At 68.3% G+C, this 17,717-nt stretch carries 14 protein-coding genes; 9 read left to right on the forward strand and 5 right to left on the reverse strand.

The window, feature by feature from the left end; translation table 11 throughout:
• Window positions 1–115 precede the first annotated feature (115 nt).
• From G127AT_RS03890 to G127AT_RS03905, 4 genes are read left to right on the forward strand one after another with little or no spacing between them, the layout of a single operon-like run.
• Window positions 116–1,207 carry a phenylacetaldoxime dehydratase family protein gene (locus tag G127AT_RS03890; RefSeq protein WP_210900095.1) on the forward strand — a complete coding sequence of 364 codons (1,092 nt, stop codon included), beginning with the start codon at window positions 116–118 and terminating at the stop codon, window positions 1,205–1,207.
• Window positions 1,200–2,117, forward strand: a complete 918-nt coding sequence (locus G127AT_RS03895) for a LysR family transcriptional regulator (RefSeq protein ID WP_210900098.1) — start codon at window positions 1,200–1,202, stop codon at window positions 2,115–2,117. The genes G127AT_RS03890 and G127AT_RS03895 overlap by 8 nt, the downstream gene beginning before the upstream one ends.
• Entirely contained in the window at window positions 2,114–3,079 is a 966-nt protein-coding gene (locus G127AT_RS03900; protein ID WP_244857725.1) for a carbon-nitrogen hydrolase family protein, read from the forward strand. The genes G127AT_RS03895 and G127AT_RS03900 overlap by 4 nt, the downstream gene beginning before the upstream one ends.
• A gap of 33 nt (window positions 3,080–3,112) precedes the next feature.
• Window positions 3,113–4,465, forward strand: coding sequence for an MFS transporter (locus G127AT_RS03905; protein ID WP_210900101.1), 1,353 nt, complete (start codon window positions 3,113–3,115; stop codon window positions 4,463–4,465).
• A gap of 104 nt (window positions 4,466–4,569) precedes the next feature.
• Here the strand turns inward: G127AT_RS03905 and G127AT_RS03910 are convergent, their stop codons facing one another.
• Complete coding sequence (locus tag G127AT_RS03910) at window positions 4,570–6,162, reverse strand: GMC family oxidoreductase (RefSeq protein ID WP_210900105.1); 1,593 nt, start codon at window positions 6,160–6,162, stop codon at window positions 4,570–4,572.
• A gap of 185 nt (window positions 6,163–6,347) precedes the next feature.
• On the opposite strand from G127AT_RS03910, the gene G127AT_RS03915 reads away from it, so the two are divergent.
• From G127AT_RS03915 to G127AT_RS03925, 3 genes are all read left to right on the forward strand, one after another.
• The gene (locus tag G127AT_RS03915) at window positions 6,348–7,757 is read left to right on the forward strand and encodes an aldehyde dehydrogenase family protein (protein WP_210900108.1); all 1,410 of its coding nucleotides are present in this window, start codon (window positions 6,348–6,350) and stop codon (window positions 7,755–7,757) included.
• 184 nt (window positions 7,758–7,941) lie between these two features.
• Complete coding sequence (locus G127AT_RS03920; protein ID WP_210900111.1) at window positions 7,942–9,594, forward strand: thiamine pyrophosphate-binding protein; 1,653 nt, start codon at window positions 7,942–7,944, stop codon at window positions 9,592–9,594.
• 62 nt (window positions 9,595–9,656) lie between these two features.
• Window positions 9,657–10,253, forward strand: coding sequence for a DUF4232 domain-containing protein (locus G127AT_RS03925; protein ID WP_210900114.1), 597 nt, complete (start codon window positions 9,657–9,659; stop codon window positions 10,251–10,253).
• Here the strand turns inward: G127AT_RS03925 and G127AT_RS03930 are convergent.
• Window positions 10,250–11,251: an IS481 family transposase gene (locus G127AT_RS03930; protein WP_210900117.1), complete on the reverse strand. Its 1,002-nt coding sequence runs from the start codon at window positions 11,249–11,251 to the stop codon at window positions 10,250–10,252. The two genes, G127AT_RS03925 and G127AT_RS03930, sit on opposite strands and share 4 nt — an antisense overlap.
• Before the next feature lie 337 nt (window positions 11,252–11,588).
• On the opposite strand from G127AT_RS03930, the gene G127AT_RS03935 reads away from it, so the two are divergent.
• Window positions 11,589–12,994 (forward strand): IS3 family transposase gene (locus tag G127AT_RS03935; RefSeq protein ID WP_425305894.1). Its coding sequence is split into 2 segments (ribosomal slippage): window positions 11,589–11,946 and window positions 11,946–12,994, totalling 1,407 coding nucleotides; the frame shifts between segments, so codons are not numbered across the junction.
• Window positions 12,995–13,502: 508 nt separating this feature from the next.
• Here the strand turns inward: G127AT_RS03935 and G127AT_RS03940 are convergent.
• Window positions 13,503–14,321 (reverse strand): hypothetical protein, encoded by an 819-nt coding sequence (locus G127AT_RS03940; RefSeq protein ID WP_210900120.1) that lies wholly within the window; start codon window positions 14,319–14,321, stop codon window positions 13,503–13,505.
• Between the two features lie 549 nt (window positions 14,322–14,870).
• On the opposite strand from G127AT_RS03940, the gene G127AT_RS03945 reads away from it, so the two are divergent.
• On the forward strand, window positions 14,871–16,190 hold the full coding sequence (locus tag G127AT_RS03945) for an ISL3 family transposase (protein ID WP_425305851.1): 1,320 nt from the start codon (window positions 14,871–14,873) through the stop codon (window positions 16,188–16,190).
• A 179-nt stretch (window positions 16,191–16,369) separates the two neighbouring features.
• Here the strand turns inward: G127AT_RS03945 and G127AT_RS16355 are convergent, their stop codons facing one another.
• Window positions 16,370–16,894, reverse strand: a complete 525-nt coding sequence (locus G127AT_RS16355; protein ID WP_210900123.1) for an RNA polymerase sigma factor — start codon at window positions 16,892–16,894, stop codon at window positions 16,370–16,372.
• Window positions 16,891–17,634 carry a hypothetical protein gene (locus G127AT_RS03955; protein ID WP_210900126.1) on the reverse strand — a complete coding sequence of 248 codons (744 nt, stop codon included), beginning with the start codon at window positions 17,632–17,634 and terminating at the stop codon, window positions 16,891–16,893. Before G127AT_RS03955 ends, G127AT_RS16355 begins: the two co-directional genes overlap by 4 nt.
• Window positions 17,635–17,717: the final 83 nt, after the last annotated feature.

The following is a 17,717-nucleotide window of genomic DNA, read 5'->3' on the forward strand; positions in this document are numbered from 1 at the left end:
CATGCCTGATATCCACATCATCGATATCGCTCTCCACTGTTATGAGCTGGACTGAAATCTCTTCGTCATGGTTCAGTAACAGCCGTGCGCCTTCCATCCCCGAGGATGGCGCTCGATGGAGAGCAGAGGAGACGCGATGTCGTGGCAGCCCGAATACCCGAGGCGCATCCCCGAACGCCGACCGGCGGGCCACCGGCCGAGAGCCCCGAGATGGTCGGCGGAATTCGAGCGGCCGTTCACCGCCGTCACGTCCGACTACTACGCCGTGCAGGTCCGCGACGCATCCGACCCGGCGGTCGACGTCTTCCTCGACATCGCCGCGGCATCGGTCGACGCCGGCGTCGGCGATGCACCCGACGCATCCGAGATCCTCACGCACCGCACGGCGGACGCCGTCGACGTGATCTTCCTCGGCTATTGGACCGACCCGACCCGCCACGCACGTTGGGCGCGGCACTCGGCGCTCGGCCGATGGTTTCGCGACCTCGACGCCGCAGAGGTCGAACACGGCGCCTGGCGGGAGACGATCCAGGTCCCGCTCGAACGCGCCGAGACGATCTACTCCTCCCCCGACCGGGAGTTCGGGTTCGCGGCCTGCGAGGGCATCCGGCTCGGCTCGACCACGTCGAACGGATACTTCGGTGCCGCCCGCGACCGCATGCCGCTGTCTGCGATCGACCCTCTCGAAGCACCCGCGCCGCACACCCGCCGCGAATCGGTGCCGAGCGCCGGCCGTCGCCTTCGCGCGGCGCTCGGCCTGAACGTCGCCGTCATCCGCAGCGGGCAGTACTGGGAGGCATCCACCGGCGAGCAACTCGAGGACTACGAGCGGGAGCTCGAACCGAAGCTGCTGGCCGGCATGGACTATCTCGCGACGAACCCGGACGACACGGGCACCATCTCGCTCAGGATCCTGCGCAGCGGCGACCCGCGCACCGTGCCCGCCAGGCGCGAGACCAGCGTGCTCGGCCACTTCTCCTCCCTCGAGCAACTCGAGACGTGGGCGGCGAACCACGCCACGCACGCGGCGATCTACGAACACGCCATCGCGAAGAACCGCCAGTACGGCGAAGCGCGACAGGTCACGACCTGGCACGAGGTGTTCGTCCTCGCCGAGTCGACGCGCTTCGAATACGTCAACTGCCACCCCGCGACCGGCGTGCTCGCCTATGCCGAGGAACTCTGGCAACCGGTCGGCCATGACTGATCGCGACGACGCGGACCTCCGCGCCCACGATCTGAACCTCTTCGTCGTCTTCTCCGCACTCATGGAGGAGCGGAGCGTGACCCGGGCTGCGAAACGGCTCCACATGAGCCAGTCCGCCGTCAGCGCCGCCCTCGGCAGACTGCGACGCGCGCACGGGGACCCGCTGTTCACGCGGGTGCCGCACGGCGTCGTGCCGACGCTTCGGGCGCAGCGGATGCAGGGTGCCGTCGCCGAGGCCCTGCGGGCCATGCACACCGCCGTCGGCGGTGCGCGGGTGTTCGAACCCGAGCGCGACCGTTTCACCCTGCGGATCGGGATGTCGGACGACCTCGAAGCCCTCCTGATGCCGCGGCTGCTCTCGCGCGTCTCGCCTGCGGCCCCGGGGATGAGCGCCTACGGGGTGCAGACGAACCGCCTCGGCCTGCCGGCGCTGCTGGAGTCCGCCCAGGTGGATATCGGGGTCGTCGCGAACTCGGCGTGGAACAGCAGCCTGCGTCATCGCGTGCTCTTCCGCTCCGGGTACCTCTCGGTCTACGACGAGCGGCAGCTCGGCCCCCGCGCCGGATTCACGCTCGACGAATACCTCGCCATCCCCCACGTCATGGTGTCGTTCGATGCGACCAGGGGGATCGTCGACGACGAACTCGACAAGCTCGGGCTGCAGCGCTTCAAGATCGCCTCGACGGCGCACTTCGCGATGGCGCCGCTCCTGCTGCGGCAAACACCGTCGGTGGCGACCGTGCCGAGCCATGTGGCGCGGGTCTTCGCCGACCAGTACGGGCTCGCGGTCTTCGAACCGCCCATCGACCTCCCCGACTACGAGGTCGCCGCGGTCTGGCATCAGACCCGCAACGAGGACCCCGAGATCAATTGGATCGTCGACACCATCGAGGAGTTGACGAAGGCATGACCGCAATGGAGAAGCAGATGACCAGAGTTTCCGTGGCCCAGGTGGGCTCGATCGCCTTCGATCCGGCCGCGACCGCCGAGAAGGCCGTCGCGATCGTCGCCGAGGCCGCCGAGGCCGGATCGCGCCTGCTGCTGTTCCCCGAGGCCTTCCTCGGCACCTATCCGAAGGCCCTGCTGTTCCGGAGCCCGATCGGGCGCCGCACCGAGCAGGCGCGCGCGGAGTTCGAACGCTATCTCGCGGGCGCCGTCGAACTCGACGGGCCCGAGGTCGCCCGCGTCGCCGAGGCGGCCGCAGAGCACGGCGTCTTCGTCGTGCTCGGCATCGTCGAACGCGCCGGCCGCACCCTGTACTGCACCGCCGTGCTCATCAGCGACACCGGCGAGATCGTCGGCCACCACCGCAAGGTGATGCCGACCGGCACCGAACGGCTCATCTGGGGCTTCGGGGACGGCTCGACCCTTCCGGTCGTCGAGAGCCCGGCGGGTCGCGTCGGCGCCGTGATCTGCTGGGAGAACTACATGCCGCTGCTGCGCACGGCGATGTACGCGCAGGGCATCGCCGTGTACTGCGCGCCCACCGCCGACGATCGGGACAGCTGGCTGCCGACGATGACGCACGTCGCCCTCGAGGGGCGCTGCCATGTGCTCTCGGCGTGCCAGGTGATGCGCCGCTCCGATTACCCGGACGACTACGACGCCGATTTCGGCACCGAGCCCGATGCGATCCTCATGCGCGGCGGCAGCGTCATCGTCTCGCCGCGGGGCGAGATCATCGCCGGTCCGCTGTACGACGAAGAAGGCATGCTCACCGCCGATATCGACCCGGCCGAGGTCGCACGCATGAGCTTCGACTTCGACGTGACCGGGCATTACGCCCGGCCCGACATCTTCTCCCTGCACGTCGACACCGGGCGCAAGGAGCCCGTCCGGTTCGGTACGGCCCCCGGCACCACCGGTTCCTGACATCCCCCTCCCCTCACCGAAAGCAGGTCGCACATGTCAACCCCCGCCAGTGCACGCACGACCCAACGGCGTTCCCTCCGGGCCGCCGCCATGGGGAACATCCTCGAATGGTTCGACTGGACCCTCTACGCGGTCTTCTCCACGTACATCGCCGCGCACTTCTTCGACAATTCCAACCCGACCTCCGCGCTGCTGGCGACTCTGGCGGTCTTCGCCGTCGGCTTCCTCGCCCGACCGGTCGGAGCCTTGGTCTTCGGCAGGATCGCGGATGTGCGCGGTCGCAAGTTCGTGCTCGTCGCGACGATCACGACGATGTCGGCGGCCAGCCTGCTGATCGCCGTCATCCCCGGCTTCGACACGATCGGCATCTGGGCGTCGGTCCTCCTCGTGATCGCGAGGCTCCTGCAGGGCTTCGCCCACGGCGGCGAATCGGGCGTCTCGTACACCTACGTCTCCGAGATCGCGCCGCCGGCTCGACGGGGCCTGTGGTCGAGCTCCGTGTTCATCGCGGTCACGGTCGGCGTCATGCTCGCGACGCTGCTCGGCGCCGGCTTCAACACGGTGCTCGGCCCCGAGGCGGTCGCGGACGTCGGCTGGCGGTACGCGTTCGTCTTCGGCGCCGTGTTCGGCCTGCTCGTGCTGTTCCTGCGCCGCTCGGCGATGGAGACGGAGGAGTTCGAGTCCGTCACCGATGAGGAGTCCGACCGTTCGGCGACCGAACTGCAGGGGTGGAGCCGCGGGCGCCGCTTCTCCGCCGGCGTCCTCGTCATCCTCCTGGCCTGCGGCCACAACTGCGCGTACTACGTGTGGGCGATCTTCGCGTCGTCGCTGGCGATCGCTGACCGCGGCATGGACCCGACGGCGGCCTTCACGGCGAGCCTCCTCGCCCAGGCCGTGGCGCTCCTCGCGCTGGCCGGCTGGGGCAAGCTGTCCGACCGGATCGGTCGCCGGCCGCTCATGATCGGTTTCGGGATCGCCGCGATCGTCTCGTTCTACCCGCTTTCGGCGCTGATCTCGGACGAGCCGTGGACGCTCTTCGTGGCGCAGGCGGTCGGCATGAGCGTGTGGGCGATGGGCGCGGGGATGTATCCGGCGCTCATCTCCGAACTCTTCCCGACGCCGATCCGTGCGACCAGCGTTGCGATCGCGACGTCCATCTCGGTGGCGCTGTTCGGCGGCACCGCCCCGTATCTGCTGACGTGGACGGGCGAGATCGGTATGCCGTGGCTGTTCTGGATCTGGACGAGCGTGCTCGCGGCGCTCGCGATCGTCGGTGCGCTCATCATGAAGGAGACCCGCGGCAGCGACCTGAACGCGGTCGGCTCCCCGTTCCGCCGTGACGCGAAGGTGCCGAGCGAAGAGGACGGCGAGCTCGTGCGCGCGTGATCGCGCCGGTGGATGCCGGCTGCGGCGGCGGGCCCCGCCGCAGCCGGCGACCCCGCGGCCGACGCGGCCGGCGCACGTCGCTGAGCGCGCCGGCCGCGTTGCGCTCAGCCGGCGGCGGTCTCCAGGGCGTCCGCGGCACCGGCGGCATCCGCCCGCTCGGCGAGCATGAAGCGCGCCGCCTGCTCGCCGATGAGCACGGCGGGCGCGTTCGTGTTGCCCGTGGTCACGCGCGGCATGATCGACGCGTCGGCCACGCGCAGCCCCGCGACCCCGTGGACCTTGAGCCGCGGGTCGACGACGGCCCCGGCATCCACCCCCATGCGGCAGGTGCCGACCTGGTGATGGTAGGTCACGGTCGTGCGGCGCACGTACTCCTCGAGCTCGTCGTCGGCGACATCCGGACCCGGGAACAGCTCGGTCGCACCCCAGCCCTCCGCGAGCGCCGCCTGACGGCCGATGCCGCGGCACTGCGCGACGGAGGCGACGAGGCTCGCGACGTCGTCGTCGTGATCGAGGGCGCCGAGGTCGATGAGCAGCGGATCGTGGGGTTCGGGCCCCGAGAGGCGCAGCGTGCCGCGGCTCTTCGGCGAGACGATCCCGGCGAGCAGCGAGAAGCCGTCGGCGGGGCCTTCCATGCCGTCCGAGTACATGGGGACGCTGAAGTGGATGGGCTGGGTGTCGGGCACCTCGAGCTCGGGCCGGCTCTTCCAGAACAGGTGGCTCTGGGTGACCGAGACGCCTTCGCGGGGCGGGCCGACGGGGGTGTCGGTCGTGAAGATGACGGGCGCGAGCAGGTGGTCGTGGAGGTTCTTGCCGACGCCGGGCAGGTCGACGACCGATTCGATGCCGATGCCGGCGAGTTCGTCGGCAGGCCCGATGCCGCTTCGCAGCAGCACCCGGGGCGAGTCGATGGCGCCGGCGGCGAGCACGACCTCGTCGGCGCGGAGTTCGCGGATCTCGCCGTCCTGCTCGAAGACGACGCCGACGGCGCGGACCTCGTCGCCGGCCCCTTCGAGGATGAGGCGGTGCACATGGCAACCGACGCGCACCTCGACCCGGTCGCGCACGGGCGCGAGGTAGGCGAGGTAGGTGTTCAGGCGCTTGCCGTCGCGCACGGTGATCTGCTGCTGCGAGACCCCGTCGAGGTGTTCGCCGTTGTAGTCGGGGTTGCGTTCGAGGCCGGCTTCGACGGCCGCGTCGACGATGGATGCCTGGATGGGCTCGAGCGGGTAGTCGTCGGTGACGTCGAGGAGGCCGGCGTCGCCGTGCAGTTCGCTCGCACCGCCCGAGAAGGTTTCGATGTCGCGGAAGACGGGCAGCACGTCGTCCCAGGCCCAACCGTCGTTGCCGAGGCTCGCCCAGTGGTCGTAGTCCTCGCGGGCGCCGCGCACCCAGATCATCGCGTTCAGGGAGTGCGAGCCGCCGAGCACCTTGCCGCGCGGCAGGTGCAGGCGACGGCCGGCGGCGCCGGGCTGCGGCACCGTGTAGTAGTCCCAGTCGTCGGCGCTGTGCCAGAGTTCGCCCATGCGGCTCGGGTCGTGGATGGCGGGGTTCGTGTCCTCGCCGCCGGCCTCGAGCACGGTGACCTCGTCGCCGGCGTCGGCCAGGCGCCGGGCGATGACCGATCCGGCGGATCCTGCGCCGACGACGATGACGCGACGGGCTCCGCTCGCGGGGGCTGATTCTGCTGCTGGCATCCGGGGGTTCCTCTCTGAACTGCGCGGCCCGCGAGGCGGCGGGCCTGTTCAGAGCCTGCCGGTGGATGCCTCGGCGCGCGAGTGCCGGCGGGCACCTGTTCGCCCACGGTCAATCGCCGTGCCGCGCCGGTCAACCGGCCGCGCGCCGGCCGCGCGAGACTTGACGGACCACCGTTGGAGGTCCCATGGAACAGTACGACTCCCTCCTCGCCGCCGTCGCCGCCCCGGAAGGCGCCGGACGCGAGGTCTTCGACCCGGCGACGGGCGAACTCATCGGCCGTGCACCGGTCGGCACCGTCGCCGACTTGGATGCCGCGATCCAGGCGGCCGTCGCCGCGCAGCCCGACTGGGCGGCCGCCGGCGACGAGGCGCGCCGCGCCGCCCTGCATCGCATGGCCGACGCCGTCGAGGCGCACGCCGAGCCCCTCGCCGAGCTGCTCTCGCGCGAGCAGGGCAAGCCGCTGAACGGGCCGAACGCCCGCTTCGAGGTCGGTGCGTGCGCGACGTGGCTGCGCGTCACCGCCGACACGCCGCTGCCCACGGAGGTCGTCGTCGACGACGGCACCGACTACGCCGAACTGCACTACCGCCCGGTCGGCACGGTCGGCGTCATCACGCCGTGGAACTGGCCGATGATGATCGCGATCTGGCAGATCGCGCCGGCCCTCCGCATGGGCAACACGGTCGTCGCCAAGCCGAGCGAGTACACGACCCTTTCGGGTCTCGCCCTCGTCGAGGTGCTGAACGCCGAGCTGCCCGCGGGCGTGCTGAACGTCGTCGCCGGCGACGGCGCGATCGGCGCAGAGCTCGTCGCCCGGCCCGAGTTCGGCAAGATCATGTTCACGGGTTCGACCGCGACCGGCAAGAAGATCATCGAGGCATCCGCGGGCAACGTCACGCGCCTCACGCTGGAGCTCGGCGGCAACGACGCCGGCATCGTGCTGCCCGACGTCGACCCGGCCGCGATCGCCGAGGACCTGTTCTGGGGCGCGTTCATCAACACGGGCCAGACGTGCGCGGCCATGAAGCGCCTCTACGTGCACGACGACGTGTACGACGCGGTCTGCGAGGCTCTCGTCGACGTCGCCGCCAAGATGCCGATGGGCACCGGGCTCGATGAGCAGAATGTGCTGGGCCCGCTGCAGAACCGCATGCAGTTCGGTGTCGTCGACCGCCTCGTGGAGGCCGCGAAGGCATCCGGCGCCCGGGTGCTGACGGGCGGCGAGCCCGACCGCGAGCAGTTGGGAAACTTCTACCCGACGACGCTCGTGGCCGACATCGACCCGCACAACCCGCTCGTCGTCGAGGAGCAGTTCGGTCCGGCGCTGCCGATCATCCGCTACTCCGACGTCGATGAGGCGGTGCGGCTCGCGAACGAGCTGTCGGTCGGCCTCGGCGCTTCGGTGTGGTCGGCCGACCGCGACCGGGCCCGCGGGATCGCCGCACGCATCCAGGCCGGCACGGTGTGGATCAACTCGCACGGCGGCGTGCACCCGATGATCCCGTTCGGCGGCGTCAAGCAGTCCGGCTACGGCATGGAGTTCGGCGTCGAGGGTCTGAAGTCGGTGTCGGTGCCGCAGGTCGTCAACGGCTGAACGATCCGGGTGCGGATGCCGTGGGGCGCCCCGCGGCATCCACACCCCGCCGGGGCGACGGCTCGGCTCGCCTATACTCGATCCGTCCGGCCCGCCAGGCCGGTGCTCGAAAAAGGGGCACGTAGCGCGAGCCGCGCGAGACACACACGGAATCACGTCCGTCCGTCGTCTCAGGAGCATCCGCATGCCCACCGTTTCCGCGCACATCGCGCATGTCGCCGCCGCCCACGTCACCGAGGCCTTCGGGCTGATGGGCAACGGCAACGCCTACTTCCTCGACGCCCTCGACCGCACCCCGGTGCGGTTCACGGCGGTGCGGCACGAGGCCGGCGCCGTCGTCGCCGCCGACGCCTACTACCGCGCCTCAGGCCGGATCGCGGTCGCGACGGCGACCTACGGCGCGGGCTTCACGAACACGTTGACGGCCCTCGCCGAGTCGGTGCAGGCCCGCATCCCCGTGCTCCTCGTCGTCGGCGACGCCCCCACGACCGGGCCGCGCCCGTGGGACGTCGATCAGATCGCGATGGCGCAGGCCGCCGGCGCCCGCACCTTCGTCGCGGGTGTGGACGATGCGTCCGAGACCGCGGCGCGAGCGATCGAGCACGCGCTCGCCGAGCGCACGGCCGTCGTCCTCGCGATCCCGTACAACCTCGCGGCGCGGGATGCCGGGCCGCTGACGGCCCTTCGCGAGCTGCGTCTTCCGGAGCCGGTCGAGCCGGCCGCCGACGATATCGCCCGGGTCGCCGCGCTGCTGGCCGGCGCCCGCCGCCCGCTGCTGCTGGCCGGCCGCGGGGCCTGGCTCGCCGGCGCCGGCCCCGCCCTCGGGCGGCTGGCGGAGGCGACGGGTGCCGTCACGGCATCCACCGCGCTCGGCCGCGGCGTCTTCCCCGACGCCCGGTTCGACCTCGGCGTCACCGGCGGGTTCGGGCAGGAACAGGCGATGGGTCTCATCCGCGACGCCGATGTCGTGCTCGTCTTCGGCGCCTCGCTCTCGCAGTTCACGCTGCGCTTCGGCGGGCTCTTCGCCGAGGGCACGCGGGTCGTGCAGCTCGATGTGGCGGGGGCGGCCACGCACCCGCGGGTCGACGACTTCGTGCGGGCGGATGCCGCGCTCGCCGCCGCGGCCCTCGCCGACGCCCTCGCGACGCGGCCCGAAACAGGCGGCAGCACCGACGCCCTCCCCTGGCGCGACACCGTCGACTTCGCGCCGCTTCGACCGCTGGATACGGGCACGGGCTTCGCCCCCGACGGCCGCCTGGACCCTCGCACGGTCGCCGCCCGCATCGGCGAACTGCTGCCGGCCGACCGCGTCGTCGTCTCCGACGGCGGGCACTTCATCGGCTGGGCGAACATGTACTGGCCTGTCGCCTCCCCCGACCGCATGATCATGGTCGGCACGGCGTTCCAGTCGATCGGCCTCGGCTTCCCGAGCGTGCCGGGCGCCGCGGCCGCCAAACCCGATTCGACGGTGGTGCTCACCACGGGCGACGGCGGCGGCCTGATGGCGATCGCCGACCTCGAGTCGGCGGTGCGTTCGGCCGGCGGCCGCGGCCTCGCCGTCGTCTGGAACGACACCGCCTACGGCGCCGAGGTCAACCTCTACGGCCTGAAGGGCCTCGCCGAGGCGCCCATGCGCATCCCCCAGGTGGATTTCGCGGCCGTCGCCCGCGGCTTCGGCGCCGAGGGCGTCGTCGTCGACTCGCTCGCCGCCCTCGACCGCCTCGCCGACTGGGCGGCCCGGCCGGCCGCCGAGCGCCCCTTCCTGTTGCTGGACTGCCGCGTCTCCCCGCACATCATCGCCCCGTACCAGCACGAGGTCATCCGGGTGAACTCCTAGACGGGGCCGGTCACGCGTCCGGGGGACAGCGCTCCGTCCGCGAAGGCCGATACCGTTGCCGCGTGCCCGCAACCCGAATGCATCCAGCCGCGCCCGCAACCCTGTTCGCCGCCGCCGTTCTCACCCTGGTCGGGTGCACCGCCCCGACCGGCGAGACGCCGACAACCCTGTCCGCCGAAGCGTCACCGACTGCGGCGGCGGCGCCGCGTGCCAAGCCGGTAGGCCCGAAGTGGTCGGACGAACGGTGCGTGGACGAGCAGCTCACCGCAGAGGTCGTAGCTCGACGGGAATACTCCGATGCAGAGATAGAACGATTCACGATCGTGCTCACGAACGCGTCGGATCAGGCCTGCAGCTACTTCGGATGGCCCGGCGTTCTGCTCCTCGATGACGACGGCAACGTGCAGACCAGCACCGACACCTCGATCGGATCGAAAACCCCCGAACCGGGGACGCTGGCGCCGGGAGAATCCACGCATACGGATGCAGAACTCACGAGGATCAGCACGTACGACTGCACCCCCACGATTGCTACAACCACCCGAGTCCGCGTCACCTCGGATGGCGCCGGTCCCGGCATCGATGCCCCATCGCTGTTCGAGGTATGCGCCGACGATGAAAGCCACCTCGCCACAGGCCCGCAAACACCGGCCCCCTAGATGTACTTCCCCGTGACGTTGTGAACGCGTTGTGAGGGTGTTTGGCCGCCGATGCCGGTGTGGGGTCTGTGGTGATTGTAGTCATGGAGCCAGGTGTCGTAGGCGGCGGTTCGTTCGGCTTCGCTGGTGTAGGGCTTCGCGTAGGCCCATTCGGCGGCGAGGGTTCGGTTGAACCGTTCGACTTTGCCGTTGGTCTGGGGCCGGTAGGGCTTGGTCCACTTGTGCTTCACGTTCTCGCCGAGGGCGTCGGCGAAGGCGTGGGAGCGGTAGCAGGCACCGTTGTCGGTCATTACCGCGGTCACTGTCACCCCGAGGCCGGTGAAGAACGCGTTCGCGCGGTTCCAGAACCCGGCGGCGGTCTCTTTGCGTTCGTCGTCGAGGATCTCCGAGTACGCGACCCGTGAGTAGTCGTCCACGGCGTGGTGCAGGTAGCGGTAGCCGCGTGAACCTGCCGCGCCGGCCCGGGCGGCTTTGTCGCGGGCGAGGCCAGCGTGGCGGTCCTGGGCGGACCCGCGGCCGTGGACGCGCCAGCCGCCGCCGTCGGGGATCCGGCCTTGCTTCTTGATGTCCACATGCACCAACTGACCCGGTTTGGCGACTTCGTAACGCACCGGCTTGGGCTTGCGGACGGGCAGCCCTGTGGCCTGGTCGATGTTCGCCAGCTTCGGCATCCGATACCGTGCGAGCACCCGGCCGACCGTGGAACGGTGCAGCCCCAGGTGATACGCGATCCGGTGCGGCCCCCACCGACGGACGAACCGCAACGCGAGGATTCGCCGTTCTGTCTTGCGCGGCAGCCGGCCCGGTGACGAGTGAGGCCTCGAACTACGGTCGGTCAGCGGCAGGCCGGCGCGGTACCGGCGAGCCCACCGAGATGCCGTCGCCGGCGAACACTGAAAGCGTTCGGCCGCACGGCGGACAGTCCAACCGTCATCGACGATCAGAACGGCAAGACGTCGACGCCCCTCCGGCGTCAAGGGCGCGTTAGCGTGAGTCACGAAGACCTCCGTGGTCAGGACGGTGAGTGTGGTAACCCACATCCTGCCCCGGAGGTCTTCACTACCTCAGCCGTTCACAACCTGTCAGGGAAGTACACCTAGACTCGGCTTCCACTACCCGGCATCGCGTGAAAGACAGACCATGAGCGACTTCGACTCGGGCAAGCCGAGACACAAGCGGACTCAACGTCCAAGTGGCAGCCGAGCTCCCCTGCGTGTCAGGGTTGGGTGAGTCCACCGGTTCATAGCAAGTTCGCCTGCGGGGCGTGAAGGATCACCCAATCTGATGAGTTCGAGTTCTCTGGCCACGGTTCCCGCGGCCACCGATGATGGAGTGGTGTCTGCCCCGTCGAATCCTGCCGGTCGCGCCCGTCGCCGTACGTTCACGCCGGCGCAGAAGCTGAAGTACCTGTCCGAGTATGAGACCGCGTGCGAGACCGGTGGGGGGAACGCGTTCCTGCGGGGCGAGGGCCTGTACTCGTCGTTGATCTCGGAATGGCGCAAGCAGCGCGACGCGGGTCTTCTCGAAGGCAAGCAGCCCGGCGAGGCGGTGGGGCGGCCCTCGCGTGAGCAGGCCGAGATCGCGGCGCTGCGCCGGCAACTCGCGAAAGCGGAACAGAAACTCGCGACGACCGAGATGGCGTTGCAGATCATGGGAAAAGCACACGCGCTCTTGGAACAGCTCTCCGAGAGCGCGGACACCGACCCGACGCCGAAACGCCGCTGATGGACGCGTACCGGGAGCTGGCCTTGGCTGGCACGCCGACCCGGGATGCGGCTGCACTGACCGGGGTTCCACGGGCGAGCGCGGTTCGACGGACTGGTCGTGAGCGGCGCCCTGACCGGGAGCCTCCGCTGCCGCGTCCGGCGCCGGCGAACAAGCTCGACTGCGACGAGCGGGCCCGCGTGCTCGCGGTGCTCAACAGCGACGAGTTCGTCGATAAGCCGCCGTTGCAGGTCTACGCGATCCTCCTCGAACAAGGCCAGTACATCGGCTCGGTCTCGACGATGTACCGGGTACTGCGGGAGAACACGCAGGTGCGGGAACGGCGACGGCTTGCCACACACCCGCCGCGGAAGATCCCGGAGCTGATCGCGACCGGGCCCGGGCAGGTGTACTCGTGGGACATCACGAAACTCGCCGGCCCCGTGAAAGGCGTCTACTACGACGCGTACGTGATGATCGACATCTTTTCCCGGTACATCGTCGGCGCGATCGTGCATGCCACCGAGGACGGCATCCTCGCGAAAGAGATGATGCTGGACGCGTTCGGGATCCACGGCACCCCGCAGGTCGTGCACTCCGATGGTGGCCCGTCGATGACCTCGAAGACCGTGACCACGCTGCTGTCCGATCTCGGTGTCACGAAGTCGAGGTCGCGCCCGCACGTCAGCAACGACAACCCGTACTCCGAGGCACTGTTCAAGACGATGAAATACCTGCCCGACTTCCCCGAACGATTCAGTTCCCTCACCGCGGCCCGCGAGTTCCTGGACGAATTCGTCAACGCGTACAACCACCATCACCGGCACACCGGTATCGGGATGCACACCCCCGCCGACGTCCACTACGGCCACGCGGACGCCATCGACCGTGACCGTGACACCGCGCTCGATCAGGCCCGCCGCGCGCACCCCGAACGCTTCGGCACCCGCGCTCAGACCCGCCCGAAGATCCTCGACCGCGACCCAGCCGCCTGGATCAACCAGCCACCAGCGGACGAGCTCCAACTCGCCGCATAACACCCACCGGCCTCATCCGCCTTGACAAATTCCGCTCACCGGGCGTGTCGTGTGGGTATCCGACCGCTGCCCGGACACACCCACGAACCAGCTCCGATGGCCCGTCGAGCGAACCATCGCCCACCTCAAGAACTGGCACATCCTCCCCACCGACTACCGCCGCCCACTCAACACATTCCCCACCACCATCACCGCAACCCTCGGCCTATTCTTCATCTACGCCTGAATAAGCCTCAGAGGCAGCCACATCTCGCTTTCGACTGCAGCGAAAGAACCGAACAACGGACACCGCGCCAAGGATGACAAGCAGCGCTCCGCTGATAGCAATTCCGTACAAGGCGCTGAACCCGAGAACAGAAGGCCAAACAGGCTCTGGTCCAGTTAGGCTTCCCCAGTCATATCCCGATACCCGCCCAAGTAGCATCATACTGAGGAACACGATGATGCTAAGAAAAAAACTCGCGAGCACGATTCTGAATGCGACTTTCACGGGAATTCCTCCTGAGGGCTACTTGATGCGATTGCAGCGGTCCCAGGGGTTCGCGATCTCCCCCCAAGAGAGCGCGGGCTGCCACGATTCCATATTGTACACGCCGCTCGGGAAATAGGCGCCGACCACGTGGCAAACGAACTGCTGTTCGATGTTCCAGTTCCAGTAGGTATTGGTCATTGCGGTCCCGAGGATACTCTTCACATGGAGCACGTGCGTCGAATGCGTGTTCCAGGCGATCTGTTGGCGCCCCAACGGAGTGGGATCAGCGTTCACGATGTACCCCTTCGTGACTTTGTGCACCCACGCGTTCTTGTACCAGACCGTGCCACTGGCAATCGAAACCTCGACAGGATAGACGACGTTCGCCGGTGCGACCAACGATTGAGTAACCATCGTTCCTTCGATACCGAGTGCAGCCTGCACCGGTTCCCCGGCAGCGTCCAGGGCCTCGTACTGCATGATCCCGCCAAGGAGATCTCCATTTTCGTTCGTCAGCAAGATCGACTCTTCGCCATCGTCGTTCACGACGATCTCAGCCGAAGCGCCGCTGGGAAGGTCGAGCTCGTATTCAACGGTCGAAGCCTGAGGATCCTCGAAGACGGCACCGAGCTCAACGAGCGATTCGGACTCGACAACATCGATGGAATCAGTCGGTGTCGTTTCGACCAGCTCAAGCCCGAATGAACCGCCGGGGCCCATGAGAGTGATCTCATCCCCTGTGATGAGGACCTCGCTCTCGATCCACACCGGGACAACGTCATCGTCGGTGCTCGCTTGCGCCGGCGCGATGCCGATCGCATACACGAGCGGTGCAGCGGCAGCGGTAGTCGTCACCAGCCGGAAAAGTGTCCTGTTTCGCAATATTCAGCCACTCTCTTTGGTTAGCCTCTGACTCATCCATAGCCCAAAGGGAGCAATCGTTCGCTGCTCGTACCTCACAGTGATAGGTCGGGCGAGATATGTCAAGGAAGTCATGTTTCGCCAGACGTATGCACCGCCCCTAAGGCCGTGCGTTTGGTCCCTGGTCTTGGACACTCTGGTTCCAGCTGGTGCCGAGGGGCGCGAGAATCCAACTCTTCTGGCTTCGAGTGGAGGTTGGGGGACGCGCAGGATCAGGGCATGATGAGGCAAAACGAGCAATGCCCCGCACAGGGGGGGTGGGGCCTGCTGCACGGATGGGTGACATCTGAGGTCCTTGACCACACTCGGATCTGCGGCCACTATGAGCCTACGCTGTGCAGGCGGCGCGACGACCAGCGCCACCATTCCGGCTCTTCGGAGATCTGGTGGGGGTGAGGTGTCCGGGGCGTGACTGGCGTGTAGGGGTCGAGGTCCCCGAGGATCAGAAGCGCTAACCACCTGATTCCGACCGAGGACCTCGACGTGCTTCACCTTACTTCGGGGCGCGTTGACGCGCGTCCGGCTGCTGATCCCTGTGACCGTTGTGACCTGCTGCTGGGCCTGGACGGGGTCCACGTCGAGCATGTCGATCGCCGTGACGGCCTGCTGACGGTCACGGTCTCCAGCCCGCCGGGACCTGCCGGGTGCCCATCGTGCGGGGTGATCGCGACCGGTCGTGGCCGCCGACGCCGGGTGCTGCGGGACGTGCCTGGCGCTGACCGGGTGCGCCTGGTATGGCGGCAACGCGTCTTCCGCTGCGAGGACACCGACTGCGGCCGGAAGACGTTCATGGAACAGCTCCCGTCGTTGGTCGCCCCACGCGGATCGATCACGGCCCGTGCCGTGGTCTGGGCGATCGGGCAGTTGCGTCGCGAACACGCCACCGTCCAAGGCTTGGCTCGTCAGCTCGACACGTCGTGGAAGACGCTCTGGCGGGCCGTCGAACCCGAACTCGAGCAGCTTGCCGCCGACGAGTCCCGGTTCGACGGGGTCAGCACCCTCGGTGTCGATGAACACATCTGGCACCACGTCGATCCCCGCATGCGCGGCCCGAAGGAGTTGACCGGGATGGTCGACCTGACCCGCGACGAGCACGGCAAGACGCACGCCAGGCTGCTGGACCTCGTGCCCGGCCGTTCCGGGCGCGTCTACAAGGCCTGGCTGGACCAACGCGGCGAGGACTTCCGTCGGAACGTGAAAGTGGCCGCCTTGGATCCCTTCGCCGGCTACAAGGCCGCCATCGACGACAAGCTCCACGACGCGATCGCCGTGCTGGACGCGTTCCACGTTGTGAAGCTCGCTACCGCCGCCGTCGACGAGGTCCGCCGCCGGGTCCAACAGGACACCCTCGGCCATCGCGGCCGGAAGGGCGACCCGCTCTACGGGATCCAGACCATCCTCCGCGCCGGGGCCGAGCACCTCACCGACAAGCAACGAGCACGTCTGGTCGCCGCGATCAACGCCGACCCCGCCCACGAGGAAGTCTTCATCGCCTGGCAGTGTGCACAGCAACTCCGCGCCGCCTACCACGCGAAGGATCTGGCCCAAGGACGACGGATCGCCGTCACCGTCGTCGACACGTTCCACACCTGCCCGATCCCCGAGATCGCCCGCTTGGGCCGCACCCTGAGACGGTGGCGCGACGCGTTCCTGGCCTACTTCACCACCGGCCGCTCATCCAACGGCGGCACCGAGGCCGTGAACGGCATCATCGAACTCCACCGCCGCCTCGCCAGAGGCTTCCGCAACCGCCACAACTACCGCCTCCGCATGCTCCTCGCCGCCGGCGGCCTCACCCCATGACCCCCACCGGATGTCCGAAGAGCCCAATAAGGAAGACGAACACGGCGACACCTCCGTTCGCTCGACAACGTGTGGCTCTCGCGGGAGGCCCATGCTCGCACAGCAACGTGGTGGTGATGCCGGGAGGGCGCTTCCACACGGCGCCCGGCAGTCCGGTCGTTCGCTTGGGATCTTCACGTTCAGAGAGATTCGTTCCTCCGGTTCAACGCTGCGCGCAGGCGCCGCCTTGCCCGTGAGTAGCGTGCACGTGCCGCATCGGGGCGGAGCCCGAGTGCCGCGCCGGCCTCGCTCACGGATAATCCATCCCACACGACCATCCCGACGAGCTCTCGGTCGCGTTCCTTCAGCCGGGACAACGCTTTGATCGCAGGTCCATCCTGAACGTCCGCAGCGATAGGGGTGGTGCGGAGTTCATCTCGAATCCGCGCAGCCAACATGGCCTGCCGAGCGCCCCCGCGTCGCTGCGCGAGAAGCACCCTGCGGGCGACACCGTATGCCCAAGCTCGCCGGTCGTCCTCGTTTTTCGGAAGATCAGCTCGTCGGCGCCACAGCACCAAGAGTGTCTCGGACAGACAGTCGGCCGCATCCTCCTGGGGGACGACCCGTCTCGCGAAATACGCCAACAAAGCCGGAGACAGCGACCGGACAAGGTCATCGATCCGCAGAGCTGCCGAATCGCTGACCAGCTCTGGCTGCTGCGTCAATGTTCCTCCCCCATCACCCCGTAGCAGTCCCAGAAGGCGTACCCACGTTCAACGGCAGCCGAGTCACCGTCTCGCGCCGAGCTTACGGACTTGTGGAGACCGTCCACGACACCGCCGCTGTCGAGCGCGGTTATGGCCGGATAGTTCGCGACGTCGCCGAGCCAGTCGACCGCGACGGCCTTCGCGGCATCATCACCGTCGAGCCAGTAGTCGAACCAGCTGCAGATCGCCCACCCCTCGTACGTGGATACGATCAGACCGTCCTGCGCGATACCAGAGCCGCCGGCGTCCACGCCGAGCCGGCCCATGATTCGCTGAACATCCTCGACCGCGTCGGATGGAGAGGCTCCCGGTGGAAGATCGAGATACGCCGGATAGCTATCGTCAACGACTTCGGGAACGTCAGGTGCCGTGAGGTCGATCCACTCGCTCGAATCTTCCTCCGTACTCCGCGATGGATCTCCGAACTCACCCGTCCTGGCCAGCCATAGAGCTGTACCCGCCGCTGGCACTGCGACTGAGAGACTCGCGAGAGCAACGGCCCCACCAACGTGCCAGCGCTTCTTGAGCCCGCGCTTTCGGCCCCGCCCGTCGAGTTGACGCTCGGCATCCTCCCGCACATGCGGATCCTGGAGGCTCGTTGCCTGTTCGTCAAGAAGGTCCTGGACTTCCTTGGTCAGAGATACGAGTCCGAGACGTCGGATACGATCATCGAGCTCTTCATCGGATGACGGCTTCATACATGGATATGTTCGAAGAAGGTCAAAACGTGACAACCGGTACTGGGAATTCTGCGACGGCCTGAATCGCCCGGAAGCCCCAC

It is taken from the genome of Agromyces archimandritae (genome assembly GCF_018024495.1).
GTDB lineage: Bacteria > Actinomycetota > Actinomycetes > Actinomycetales > Microbacteriaceae > Agromyces > Agromyces archimandritae.

Excerpts from the sequence above, each read along its gene's own strand:
- G127AT_RS03890 (WP_210900095.1), top strand. The coding sequence starts at position 116 with ATGGAGAGCAGAGGAGACGCGATGTCGTGGCAGCCCGAATACCCGAGG.
- G127AT_RS03895 (WP_210900098.1), top strand. The coding sequence starts at position 1,200 with ATGACTGATCGCGACGACGCGGACCTCCGCGCCCACGATCTGAACCTC.
- G127AT_RS03900 (WP_244857725.1), top strand. The coding sequence starts at position 2,114 with ATGACCGCAATGGAGAAGCAGATGACCAGAGTTTCCGTGGCCCAGGTG.
- G127AT_RS03905 (WP_210900101.1), top strand. The coding sequence starts at position 3,113 with ATGTCAACCCCCGCCAGTGCACGCACGACCCAACGGCGTTCCCTCCGG.
- G127AT_RS03910 (WP_210900105.1), bottom strand. The coding sequence starts at position 6,162 with ATGCCAGCAGCAGAATCAGCCCCCGCGAGCGGAGCCCGTCGCGTCATC.
- G127AT_RS03915 (WP_210900108.1), top strand. The coding sequence starts at position 6,348 with ATGGAACAGTACGACTCCCTCCTCGCCGCCGTCGCCGCCCCGGAAGGC.
- G127AT_RS03920 (WP_210900111.1), top strand. The coding sequence starts at position 7,942 with ATGCCCACCGTTTCCGCGCACATCGCGCATGTCGCCGCCGCCCACGTC.
- G127AT_RS03955 (WP_210900126.1), bottom strand. The coding sequence starts at position 17,634 with ATGAAGCCGTCATCCGATGAAGAGCTCGATGATCGTATCCGACGTCTC.